This is a genomic window from Cellvibrio sp. pealriver (assembly GCF_001183545.1).
Taxonomy (GTDB): Bacteria; Pseudomonadota; Gammaproteobacteria; order Pseudomonadales; family Cellvibrionaceae; genus Cellvibrio.
On record NZ_KQ236688.1, the window covers coordinates 3,387,937 to 3,400,217 of the forward strand.

Sequence of the window (12,281 nt, forward strand, 5' to 3'; positions counted from 1 at the left end):
ATAAATCGTCAGATGAACAGTTGATTCCAAGTCAACTACACTAAGGTTGTGTACACACGACCTGGAAAACAACTTTGATGAATTCTTAGTTCAAGTAAGCAAGTAGGTGATTATTGATAACACTTAGGTAATAGTTATATTAGTAGCAAAAGCTTACCGCTCACCAACCTACATCAAATCTATTTTGAACAAAAATATAATACTGGAGAAAAGCATGGGTGCCAGCTGTTGTCATCACGACCACGATCATGAGCCATCGAACTCTCCAGATCCGAAATATCGCCGGATTTTATGGATAGCGTTGATTATTAATGCGCTTATGTTTGTGATTGAAATTATTTTTAGCCAGCGTGCGAATTCTGTTTCGCTGCTTGCGGATTCGATCGATTTTTTGGGCGATGCCGCTAACTACGGCATTAGCATTTGGGTGTTGGCGATGAGTGTGCAAACACGCGCAAAAGCATCGCTGCTTAAAGCTGCATCCATGGGGCTTTTTGGTATTGCCGTGCTAAGCCACGCTATTTGGAACGCCATTACCGGCGTGGTACCCGATGCACAGACCATGACACTGATTGGTTTTCTGGCATTGGTCGCCAATGTGACTGTGGCGATTTTGCTTTTTGCGTATCGCAATGGCGACAGCAACATGCGCAGTGTATGGCTGTGTACACGCAACGATGCACTGGGGAATATCGCCGTTATACTCGCTGCAGTTGGAGTATTTGGTACAGGAACCAATTGGCCGGATTTAATTGTCGCCGCCATTATGGCAAGCCTTGCGTTAACGGCATCGGTTCAGGTAATTAAACACGCGCGAATTGAATTGAAACATTAAAATTGCACGGCATAAAAAAACCCGGACATGTCCGGGTTTTTTATTTCTAGCTGATTGCAAAAATATCGGGATTATTCCGGCAACCACATACGCGCGGTGCGTGCTGGCAATGCGAAGATATAGCTGCTGCTATTGATGTAAACCAAATTGCCGTTGGTTAATACATCGCGATAATTGCGGTACCACTTAAAGCGGCTGTTGGTGTTCACGCTAAAATTTTGTTGGCTGCCGCATTTGTTAATACCCACTACACCTTCTTCACCACGGCGGAACAAAATTGCACAGCTGTTGTGTGCCAATACTTCCATGCCTTGCCCTTGTACTGTGTTGTGGAATTTCAACATCGCGGCAATGTGCGTCGCTTTATACGCATTTACCCAACGGTTGCTATCGGTGCCGGTGCTATCGCTAAAAATTAATGGCTTTCCACCATCGCGCCCCATGATGTAGGCATATGCCAATTTCTCATCGGTTGCATCCATTATCCAGGCACGGAAACCACTGTTGAGTGGAATGTCGTGATTGATAGTGAAGGTGACCGCACGGAAACGGTCAATCGCTTGACCTACCGCTTGTGGATCTACCAGCGAACTCATGCTGCCGTTAAATCCAAACGCGTTGCGGATATGTTGGAACAACGGGAAGTCATAGGCATTGTGATCGGTATCGCGCAAATACGGGCTAAGGAACCGGTCAAATTCCACATTGCCTGCACCGCCACTGGTAATAATCTCACCAAACAAATACATATTGGTTTTGATGGTGGAGGTAAAAATTTGGTTCAGGTGATACGCCGTCATGTGTTTGGCAGCATCGATACGGAAACCTTTTACACCCATATTTTTCAGCGAGGTTAAATAATTGCGCTGTTGGGTCACAACCCAATTGTTAGGGTTTAAATCCGGTAACCCGGTATCGCCACCGCCACCACACATACGCCAGTTTTGCACTTGCCACACATCGTTATAATCGCTGATGCAATTAGCAGGGTTAAAATCCCCGCTGCCAAATATTCCCTGGGTTAAATCACCAAATAATTTTTGGCTGTTCCAATAAGTCGCGTTGGAATTGTACGCACTAACCGCTGCAGCACCGGGAAAATCGGTTGCGGCATTGCGCTCATTTGCCATGTGGTTCAGCACAATATCGGCATACACAGCCACGCCTTGTGCATTTAATGCATTCACCATGGTTTGGAAACTTTGTTTGTTACCGCGCGCGTGATCAATCACGCGGATGTCTTGCGGCTGATAGCGTTGCCACCATGCCGAATTGGCCGCATTGGATTTTAACGGCGGCGCAACCAACACCGCTTTGTAACCCAAATTTTTAATTTCGGTAGCCTTGGCCGATACATCGCTGTAATTCCAATCGAACGCATGCAAAATCGCATCGGCACTGGCCTGTTGCACAACACCAATACTGGTTAACGACAGGCTGATCATCGCAGCCGATAAAAAACGTTTTAAAGCAGTAGTTTTCATGTGGGATCCCTCGTGGAGATTCGGGGTTGATTATGGTTATTGTGTTTTTTTGGGCAAAGCAATTCCCTCACGCAAATGCGCTTGAAAAAATCGATTCACCGGCTGGATAAATGTATCCAAAATGCAATGCTACACAGTGTGGATCACACACATAGCAACAAGACAGAAATGGGTTGTAACCTTGGCTCTATCCTGAATTCTCAATCCAGAGTTATTGTTATTTCACTAACAGAGCACACGCGTTAACAGGGGTTGTACGCGCATAACTGCCAATTATTTACGATTAATTTGCAGCCAAAATAGTTAAATCTATTTAAGAAAATTTGAAAAGTCTGTTGCATACGTATTCAATAGCATCAATCCCGATTTAGGCAGATTTGGAAATTCACTTTCACTCTTATTGCGTGCTAACCATTAAATGACAGAACTTTTTCAAACTACCGCCCAGCAAGAATACCAACGCGCTACAACTCAATTTAAAAACAGCAAAGATGCCAATGCAGCGCTGAAAAAATCCTATGCGCGTTACGATAATCTGATTGCTGTCGCGGTTGATGAATCACCGACCAAGCCCGAGTGCAAAGCCGGTTGCGCGTTTTGTTGCCATTACAAAGTGGAGGCGCGCGCGCATGAAGTATTATTGGCGAAAGACTATATCCGCACCCACTTCAGTGCCGGGCAAAAAGCGCAGCTCGTAGAACGGCTTACAGCAAATGCAGCCATCATCCGTACACTGACACCTGAACAACATCTGCTAACCAATATCCGCTGCGCGCTGCTGGATAACAACCAATGCAGTATTTACCCCGCGCGCCCGTTCCGCTGCCGCAACTTTCATTCGACCGATGCACAAGCCTGTGAGGCATCATTTAATCATCCGGACGATATGGCGATTGCGACAGGTATGATCGAGGGCGTGGCGATTCTTGCCGATGCCCATACACAAGGGTTTGAAGCCGCTGCCGCCCAGACCGGGCGCGATAACCGCATCTACGATTTCACTACCGCTCTGCTGGAAGCACTGGCGGATGACCAGCCCTTAAAACGCTACCAGCGCGGCAAAAAAGCGTTCCAGCAAGGGATTGAAGTGGTGGCTGAATAAAGCCGCAAAGCCCTTGGATGAAACCACCACAAACCGGCCAGAAATCAGGTGCTATAGTAAACCTTACTTATTTTTGATTGCTGACTGGACCCCTTATGCCCGAGGTTGTGCCCTTACTGTTTCGCCGTCCGCGCGCGCTGGCATTTGTGGTATTGGCAGTATGCCTTTGCCTGTCAGCATTAATTGTTTGGCAGATGGAACAAAACCTGCGCCACGGCACCCGTGCGGATGTCGAAAACCTCGCGCAGAACCATGCTTTTTTGGTACGCGACAGCCTCGACCAGGCACTCACGCTCAACTATTCATTAGCGACTATGGTGCGCCTTGGCCAGGGCCGTACCCCGCGCTTTGATGATGCCGCACGCGAGCTACTGCCTTATTTTGATAGCGTCTCCCATATCAGCCTCGCACCCAACGGCATCATCACCCAGGTGTATCCGCTGGAAGGCAATGAAAAATCCCTCGGCCTCAACCTGCTGGAAGATAAACTCCAAAGCAGGGAAGCCATTCGCGCGCGCGACAGCGGGAAGCTGACGCTGGCAGGCCCGGTCAATATGGTGCAGGGCGGCCTGGGAGCTATTGCACGCCTGCCGGTGTTTTTGGAAGACCAGGGTGGCCGCCAGTTTTGGGGGTTCTCGGTAGTGGTGATCCGTATCAACCGATTGCTGGAAGCCGCCAACCTCAATCAGTTGACAACCCAGGGGATGGCCTACCGGCTCTGGCGCACCAACCCGGATACTGGCGTGCAAGAGACGATTGCCGAGCATAGGCCAGATGCACTTTACGAACCTATCAACAAATCTTTCGATGTACCCAATGGCCACTGGACACTCAGCGTTTCACCGGTGGCCGGCTGGACCAAGCTCTGGCAGTTGGGTGGAGCTTGCCTGGCGGCATTGATGATCAGCTTATTGCTGTCTTACCAGACGTTTTTGATGGCCGTGTTGCAGCGGAGGCGTTTGCATTTGCAGGATGCCGTGGCTGAGCAGACACGCGAATTGCTTAATGCCCGCGCGCATTTGCAAGCAACGCTCGATGCCATTCCCGATTTGTTATTTGATATCGACTATAACGGCATTATCCACAGCTATCACACCAACCGGCCGGAGTTGCTGACCGTACCACCAGAGGAATTTTTGGGCACCAGTTTTCATCAATACCTACCTGAAGAGGCTTGCATAATTATCCACCAAGCTTTTGATGAGGCGATGGAGAAAGGTTCTTCATCAGGAAAATGTTACTCCGTTATGCTGCCACAGCGCGGCCTGACAACTTTTGAATTATCGGTATCGCGCAAAGCCAATGACGAGAGCGGCGTACCGCGCTTTTTGGCGCTCAGCCGCGACATCAGCGAGCGCAAACAAAACGAAGAACGCATCAACACGCTCGCCTTTTTTGATCCGCTCACCCAACTACCCAACCGCCGCTTACTGCAAGACCGGTTGGAACACGCCATCGCCACCAGCCAGCGCCAAAAAAATCTGGGCGCATTGTTATTCATCGACCTCGATGATTTCAAAACCCTGAACGACAACCGCGGCCATCACGTCGGCGATCTATTATTGATTGCCGTCGCGGAACGCTTGAAACAAGCCGTGCGCAGCCAAGACACAGTTGCCCGTCTGGGCGGTGATGAATTTCTGGTGGTGCTGGAGGGGCTTGATCAGGCACGCGATACAGCAGCAAGGCAAGCGCAGCAAATCGCCGAAAAAATTCTCTTTAGTCTCAATGAAGCCTATCAATTGGAAAATCAGGAGTATTTCAATTCACCCAGCATAGGCCTGTGTTTATTTGGCGATCAGGCAGTCGCCATCGATGAATTGCTTAAACAAGCCGATCAGGCCATGTACCACGCCAAAGCGGCGGGCAGAAATACACTGCGGTTTTTTGATCCGGAAATGCAAGCCATGACCGCGCAACGTTTTGCATTGCAAAATGAAATTCGCGAGGCTTTGCAGCAGCAACAATTCCAACTCTATTACCAACCGCAAGTGGATAACCAGGGCGCTGTTGTTGGAGCAGAAGCCTTGATCCGCTGGTTGCATCCGCAGCGCGGAATGGTATCGCCCATGGAATTTATTCCCATCGCCGAAGAATCCGGTTTGATTTTGCCGCTGGGTAACTGGATTGTAAAAACCGCGTGCGAACAATTAATCCGCTGGAGCCAAGCACCCGCCACAGCTGATTTGGTATTGTCGATCAATGTCAGCGCCCGCCAGTTCCAGCATCCACAATTTGTGGAACAAATATTGGCAATTATTGCGCGCACTGGCGCAAACCCAACCAAACTCAAACTGGAACTCACAGAAAGTATGCTGGTTTCCAATGAACAAGACATCATCACCAAAATGGATGCGTTAAAGGCCGCCGGCATTAAATTTTCACTCGACGATTTCGGCACTGGTTATTCATCGCTGTCGTATTTAAAACGCCTGCCGATTAACGAACTGAAAATTGATAAATCTTTCGTCAACGACATTCTCGCCGATGCTAACGATGCCGCCATTGCGCGCATGATCATCCGCCTCGCGCAAAGTATGGAATTGACCGTAATCGCCGAAGGTGTAGAAACCCAGGCACAACGCGACTGGCTGGAAAACGAAGGCTGCTTTAAATATCAGGGTTATTTTTTTGGTAAGCCGGTGGCGATTGATCATTTTTGCACTGAACCCAGACATTAATTACCAATACACCGACACCAATCCAAAACCACTTAGTATTAACAGCGCACTGCCAATCACACGGTAAAAAATCACTGGATCAGCCGCAACCAAACGCGTGTGAAATTTCAAACCAAAATAATGCCCAACTGCCGTCGCCGGTAACAACCAAAGATGCGCCTGCAATTGCAAATCCACCCCGGCAATTAAAAACGCCACCATTTTGATGCTCACCAAAATAAACCAGAGCACAAACAAGGTATCGCGTAATTTTTCACGCGCAACGTGCACCATATACACCGTCATAATCAGCGGCGCGCCAATCAATGAAGTACCGCTAATATAAGCGCCGAGCGATAAAAAAATTCCATCGCTCACCGGATTCGAACTCTTGAACGGTTTATTCAAAATATAAGTGATGGCGTACACGGAAATAATGCAAAAAATAATCGCACTCATAATGTTCGCCGGAATGGTCAACAAACCGGCCACACCAATCAGCTTCGGGATAATCATTATCTTGAGCGATTTTTTAAGATAAACCCAATCAACGGTGGATGGCTTTTTTTCTCCTGTCGCTATTTGTTTGCGATTGTTTTGCCACACAGTGAGCGTTGAAAAAATTAATAGATGCACCGCGATAATTGGCAAATACACCAACGGGCGGTTATCTACCAATAGCAACAACGGCAACGCCATCATCGCCCCACCAAACCCCAAACCGGTGCGCACAAAACCGCTCCAGATGAAGATCAGTAACACGAGGATGAGCTGGGTGAGGGAGAGATCATTCATGGGAGAAATCCAATTGCTAACTGCGGGTACAAAGCAACCACAAATAAATAAGGCACCCAAAAGGTGCCTTATTTATACATACGCAGGTCAAAACAACAAATACTAATTATTCCACCGTCACACTCTTCGCCAAATTCCGCGGCTGATCCACATCCGTGCCTTTAATAATCGCCACGTAATAACTCAGCAATTGTAGCGGCAAGGTATAGAGAATCGGTGCTAACCATGGGTGGATATGCGGGACGTTGATAACGCGCATAGTGGCATCGGATTCGAAGTGCGCGTCTTCATCGGCGAAGACATACAAAATCCCGCCGCGTGCGCGCACTTCTTCCACGTTGGATTTTAATTTTTCCAACAAGTCGTTATTAGGTGCGACAACGATGATCGGCATTTCGGCATCGATTAGCGCGAGTGGGCCGTGTTTTAATTCACCGGCTGCGTAAGCTTCAGCGTGGATGTAAGAAATTTCTTTTAGCTTCAGCGCGCCTTCCATTGCAATCGGATATTGATCGCCACGGCCTAAGAAGAGTGAATGGTGTTTGTCCGCAAACTCTTCTGCAAGTGCTTCAATTTTTGGGGCGAGTGCGAGTGACTCTTCCAATTTTGCGGGCAGATTTTTTAACGCGCCGACCATTTCTTTTTGTTGCTCAGCAGAGAGACCGTTGTATTTGCCAATGGCTAATACCAGCATCGCCAAACCAACCAATTGCGTGGTGAACGCTTTGGTAGATGCCACACCAATTTCTGCACCGGCGCGAGTCATAAATGCTAAATCAGATTCACGCACCAATGATGAACCCGCCACGTTACAAATACTCAAGCTGCCTAAATAACCGAGCTCTTTTGCCAAACGCAATGCAGCCAAAGTGTCTGCCGTTTCACCGGACTGGCTGATGGTAACAACCATACTGTTAGGTTGCACAAACGATTTTCTGTAACGGAATTCGCTGGCGATTTCCACGTTACAGGAAATTCCGGCAAGGGATTCCAACCAATAGCGCGCTACCATCGCCGAGTGATAACTGGTGCCGCAGGCGACGATTTGAATGTGTTTTACTTTTTTAAATAATTCTGCAGCGCCGTTGCCAAAGGTTTCATCCATTACCGATTCACTACTCAAACGACCTTCGAGTGTATTCATCACCGCATTAGGCTGTTCGTAAATTTCTTTGAGCATAAAGTGACGATATTGGCCTTTGTCACCCGCATCGTAACTGGCAGTAGATTCGTGAACCTGACGCTCAACGGCTACACCGTCTTTATCAAAAATACGAATGCTATGACGGGTGATTTCTGCTACATCACCTTCTTCCAAAAAAATAAAACGGCGAGTGACTGGCAATAGCGCAAGCTGGTCGGACGCAATAAAATTTTCGCCAATACCCAAACCAATCACTAAAGGTGAACCAGAACGCGCAACCACTAAACGCGATGCATCGTTTTTATCCATCAACACAGTGCCGTAAGCGCCGTGCAATTGTTTTACGGTTTTTTGTACCGCTGCTAATAAACTCTCGGTATTTTTTAATTCTTTTTGCACCAAATGCGCGATCACTTCGGTGTCGGTATCGGACGTAAATACATAACCTTCTTCTTGCAACAGGCGACGTAAATTTGCGTGGTTTTCAATAATGCCGTTATGCACGACCGCGATATGTTCTTTTGACACGTGCGGGTGCGCATTGCGCTCACTCGGCTCACCGTGGGTTGCCCAGCGGGTGTGTGCAATACCGGTACCGCCCGGTGTTGGGCTACTGTGTACTGCATCGGACAATTCTTTTACTTTGCCCAAGCGACGTACGCGTTGCAATTCGCCGCTGCTATTCACCACAGCCACACCGGCTGAGTCGTATCCACGATATTCAAGGCGGCGTAATCCTTCCACCAGAATATCCACCACATCGCGTTGCGCTACTGCGCCAACAATTCCACACATAATTTTCTCCTTAGGTTTCTGAGCTGTAGTAAAAATTTGTAGTAGTAAAAATATTTTTTTAATCCCTATCAAAAAGGGGAGGAAGAGCAATCCCTCCTAACCTCCCTTTTTCAAAGGGAGGGATTAAATCCCCCTCTTTGAAAAAGAGGGGTTAGGGGAGATTAGGGGTGTTAACCAATAATCACTTGCACACCTTGTTGTTCTATTTTTTGTTTATCGTTTGCATCAATGCCGTCATCAGTGACGAGGACTTTTATCGCTGACCAAGGCAATTCCAGATTGTGAATTTTGCGCCCGATCTTGTCGGACTCCGCCATCACAATCACTTCGCGCGCGACTTCGGCCATCACGCGGCTCAAGCTGTAAAGTTCGTTAAAGGTGGTCGTGCCGCGCTCCAAATCCAAACCATCCGCGCCGATAAAAAATTGGTCGAAGTTGTAGGAACGTAAAATTTGTTCGGCGAGTTGGCCTTGAAAGCCTTCGGATTTTGGGTCCCAAGTGCCGCCGGTCATGAGAATCGTGGGTTCGTTTTCCAGCTCGCGCAGGGCGTTGGCGATGCTGAGGGAGTTGGTCATCACCACTAGCCCTTGCTTGTGCGATAACTCGGGGAGTAGTGCTGATGTAGTAGAACTGCCGCTATCGAGGATGATGCGGTTGTGGTCGCGTATCAGTTGCGCGGCAGCTTTGGCAATGGCTTGCTTACGAACCGAAACTTTTTCGACCGGATCGCTCATCAATTCTTGGGGAACCGGAACAGCACCACCGTAACGACGCAACAGCAAGCCGTTGGATTCCAGGGCAGCCAAGTCCTTGCGGATAGTGACTTCTGAGGTAGCAAACTGCTCGGCAAGCGCTTCAACACTGACTTCGCCACTACTGTTAAGCAGGTCGATAATCGCCCTACGGCGCTGCTGGGTGTTGCGTTTTGTCATGATAACTTGCCAATAAGTTTCGATTTGAAAGATATTGTAGTCTTTCGAAACTTATTGGCAAGGTTTATTTGGTTAAAAAAGCAACTTGGTATTAGAAGAACAGGCGCGCCAAAGGCATGCTTACCTGTCCAAAATCCCAGAATTCTTCAACATTGGCGTTGATCATGACGGCAACTACCATGTTTCGCTCTGGAATCACCATCAGCCAACTTTGCGAGCCGCGTGAAACGCCGCCGTGGTTGGCATTTTTGATGATGCCGTTGCCATCGTCATACTCTGCCCAACGCCACCCAAGTGCATAGTTTTGTGGATTGATTGAACCATCTGATAGTTGCTGGGGTTGCCAGAAAAGCGCGCGGGTTTGTGGGGCGATGAAATCATCATTCAACCAAGCCGAACCCAGCATGGCCATATCGGAAGGTGTGGAGATGAACCCGCCGCCTGCGAGCCGATGGCTTAAATCGACTTTTTGCCACACGCGAAATGCAGGGTGCTTTCCATCTTTATTCCAATAAAAAGTCGCCAATGAATTCGGCTGGGACAATTCATATTCAGCACCCGTGGCGTTCATTCCCAGAGGCGTAAAAATGTTGTTGCGCATAGCACTAAGAAAAGGCTCATCTGCTACAGATTCCAACACCACACTCTGCAATACGGTATTGAAACTGGTGTAGTGAAATTGGCTGCCCGGCGTAAATAGCAGCGCTGTATCATCAAATACTTCCAGCGATTCACGCACAGATGTGTAGCGTTTATCGAGCTTAAATAAATAATGCATTCCCCACAGGTCGCCATAATTATCCAGATAATCCGGCAAGCCGCTGGAGTGGGAGGCGAGTTGCCGCGGTGTAATATTTCTCCATTGCGGATTAGGTAAATCCGCAATGTAATGGGAGATAGGTTTATCCAAATCGATTTTTCCATCTTGGACAAATTTAGCGAGCAATGTGGCGGTGACAGCTTTAGAGGTACTGCCAATCCGGAATTGTGTGCTATCAGTTGCGGGGGTTTGTTGTTCGATATTTTCCCAACCCACTGCACCCGCCCAGATAATTTTTCCATCCACTGCGACTGCAGCCGACATTGCCGGTGCGTGAATTTTTTCCCGCTGTTGCGCGAGTAATGCTAATGCCGCAGTTGATTGTGGATGCGCAGAAAATGCAGTTGTTTGTGGATAGGTATCCGGCGCGGCTATATCGGTCGGGAACCACATAGGTACTTTGCCTTCATAGGCAAGGAATTGGTAAATCGGTGCGGCAAACCAAATTAATGTCATCGCACCGGCGAGCAGGCTGATTTTTTTGTAGGAAATCTTGCACATTTTTTTTCACCATCGCGTGTTATTTAAAAATAACACTCTGGTGGAGCAAGCAGAAAATGGCTTAGCAAAATCAAAAAAAACTGATCGATTTTAAAATTGATCAGCGAAATTCACTTTTATTAAGGTGAATTCTGCTGTTGCGTTGCTGTGCGATACGCCGTTGGCGTAGTGCCCGTAATTTCTTTGAATGCGCGATTAAATGAAGCGATTGAACCATAACCCAGATCCAGCGCAATCGTGAGCACTGGCAATGATGTTTCCACCAAGCGCTTGCGCGCCGCCTCGATCCGGTAGTAATTCAGGAAGGCGTTGAAGTTGGTGTAACCCAGCGACTGGTTAATCAGTTTGCGCAAATGGTGTTCCGCGCATTCCAATTGTTCGGCCAGTTTGCTGATGGTGAGATCGGGTTGTAAGTAACCCGCATCGTCAATAAAACAGTGCAGCTTTTTAGCGAGTGCATTTTCTTGCGGGATCAAACGTGAATAGCGCGGTGCATCCGGTGTTGTATTTGATACGGATTCTGGTTTTATCGATAACGCATGAAAAAAAAGCAACGCCGCCGTCACACTGGTGCCAAGCAAACAAATGGACGCGTTCATCAGCATGAAAAACTGATGGCGATTCAACCCGGTTCTGCTGAGCTCGACCAGATCCAGCATGAGAAAAAATAATCCGACTAACAATACAAACCAAAAACGCGCCACACGCCGCTGCTCCACCAAGTCATTGCGCCAGGTCAGCATCACACTCGCCAAAAGATGCACAATAAAAATCAATGCGATGACATGGCTCGCCATTTGGAGCTGACCGCCACCACCACGAATCAGGAAAACATAAATATAAAAACAACCCAGCAACACCAAGGCTAGTTTTCCAACAATCGGCCAGCGCTGTAAATTGAATTCGTCATCAAACAGTTGTTTGCCGAGCAACCATAAAAATACCGGCATGGTGTGGGTAAACATCAACAGGATGCTGCGAATAAAACCCTGCGGGCGCGGTGAGTAAGGTGCGGTCAACAGTAAATAAGCAGCAATACCGAGCGCCAACATCAGTGGAAGAACCTGCATGCGAAAAGTAGATTGCGTGCGATAGGGCTTATAAAACAGATAGGCAACCAATAGCAGCAATTGCCCGATGCAGGCGTAGCGGATAAAAAAATCAACACTGGAAATCAGGTTATTGGTAAACATGTGGGTTTCCATCACATCGA

General features: G+C 48.0%; 9 protein-coding genes. 3 read left to right on the top strand and 6 right to left on the bottom strand.

Annotated features, from left to right (window positions below; translation table 11 throughout):
- Nucleotides 1–214: 214 nt before the first annotated feature.
- The gene (locus VC28_RS14755) at nt 215–835 is read left to right on the top strand and encodes a cation efflux transmembrane domain-containing protein (RefSeq protein WP_049631314.1); all 621 of its coding nucleotides are present in this window, start codon (nt 215–217) and stop codon (nt 833–835) included.
- Between the two features lie 71 nt (nt 836–906).
- Here VC28_RS14755 and VC28_RS14760 read toward each other — a convergent pair whose 3' ends face one another.
- Entirely contained in the window at nt 907–2,319 is a 1,413-nt protein-coding gene (locus VC28_RS14760) for an alpha-amylase family protein (RefSeq protein WP_049631315.1), read from the bottom strand.
- Between the two features lie 418 nt (nt 2,320–2,737).
- Between VC28_RS14760 and VC28_RS14765 the strand changes: the two genes are divergently transcribed.
- Complete coding sequence (locus VC28_RS14765; RefSeq protein ID WP_049631316.1) at nt 2,738–3,421, top strand: YkgJ family cysteine cluster protein; 684 nt, start codon at nt 2,738–2,740, stop codon at nt 3,419–3,421.
- 95 nt (nt 3,422–3,516) lie between these two features.
- On the top strand, nt 3,517–6,102 hold the full coding sequence (locus VC28_RS14770; protein WP_049631317.1) for a bifunctional diguanylate cyclase/phosphodiesterase: 2,586 nt from the start codon (nt 3,517–3,519) through the stop codon (nt 6,100–6,102).
- On the opposite strand, the gene VC28_RS14775 is transcribed toward VC28_RS14770, so the two are convergent.
- From VC28_RS14775 to VC28_RS14795, 5 genes are all read right to left on the bottom strand, one after another.
- Nucleotides 6,103–6,876: a TSUP family transporter gene (locus VC28_RS14775; protein ID WP_049631318.1), complete on the bottom strand. Its 774-nt coding sequence runs from the start codon at nt 6,874–6,876 to the stop codon at nt 6,103–6,105.
- 106 nt (nt 6,877–6,982) lie between these two features.
- On the bottom strand, nt 6,983–8,815 hold the full coding sequence (gene glmS / locus VC28_RS14780) for a glutamine--fructose-6-phosphate transaminase (isomerizing) (RefSeq protein ID WP_049631319.1): 1,833 nt from the start codon (nt 8,813–8,815) through the stop codon (nt 6,983–6,985).
- A 170-nt stretch (nt 8,816–8,985) separates the two neighbouring features.
- Nucleotides 8,986–9,747, bottom strand: a complete 762-nt coding sequence (locus VC28_RS14785; RefSeq protein ID WP_049631320.1) for a DeoR/GlpR family DNA-binding transcription regulator — start codon at nt 9,745–9,747, stop codon at nt 8,986–8,988.
- A gap of 91 nt (nt 9,748–9,838) precedes the next feature.
- Nucleotides 9,839–11,068 carry a serine hydrolase domain-containing protein gene (locus VC28_RS14790; RefSeq protein WP_049631321.1) on the bottom strand — a complete coding sequence of 410 codons (1,230 nt, stop codon included), beginning with the start codon at nt 11,066–11,068 and terminating at the stop codon, nt 9,839–9,841.
- A gap of 119 nt (nt 11,069–11,187) precedes the next feature.
- On the bottom strand, nt 11,188–12,261 hold the full coding sequence (locus VC28_RS14795; RefSeq protein WP_049631322.1) for a helix-turn-helix domain-containing protein: 1,074 nt from the start codon (nt 12,259–12,261) through the stop codon (nt 11,188–11,190).
- Nucleotides 12,262–12,281 lie beyond the last annotated feature (20 nt).

Bases quoted from the DNA above. Each gene is read 5' to 3' on its own strand.
- VC28_RS14760 (WP_049631315.1), bottom strand. From the start codon at position 2,319: ATGAAAACTACTGCTTTAAAACGTTTTTTATCGGCTGCGATGATCAGC.
- VC28_RS14790 (WP_049631321.1), bottom strand. From the start codon at position 11,068: ATGTGCAAGATTTCCTACAAAAAAATCAGCCTGCTCGCCGGTGCGATG.
- VC28_RS14785 (WP_049631320.1), bottom strand. From the start codon at position 9,747: ATGACAAAACGCAACACCCAGCAGCGCCGTAGGGCGATTATCGACCTG.
- VC28_RS14765 (WP_049631316.1), top strand. From the start codon at position 2,738: ATGACAGAACTTTTTCAAACTACCGCCCAGCAAGAATACCAACGCGCT.
- VC28_RS14795 (WP_049631322.1), bottom strand. From the start codon at position 12,261: ATGTTTACCAATAACCTGATTTCCAGTGTTGATTTTTTTATCCGCTAC.
- VC28_RS14770 (WP_049631317.1), top strand. From the start codon at position 3,517: ATGCCCGAGGTTGTGCCCTTACTGTTTCGCCGTCCGCGCGCGCTGGCA.
- VC28_RS14775 (WP_049631318.1), bottom strand. From the start codon at position 6,876: ATGAATGATCTCTCCCTCACCCAGCTCATCCTCGTGTTACTGATCTTC.
- VC28_RS14755 (WP_049631314.1), top strand. From the start codon at position 215: ATGGGTGCCAGCTGTTGTCATCACGACCACGATCATGAGCCATCGAAC.
- glmS (WP_049631319.1), bottom strand. From the start codon at position 8,815: ATGTGTGGAATTGTTGGCGCAGTAGCGCAACGCGATGTGGTGGATATT.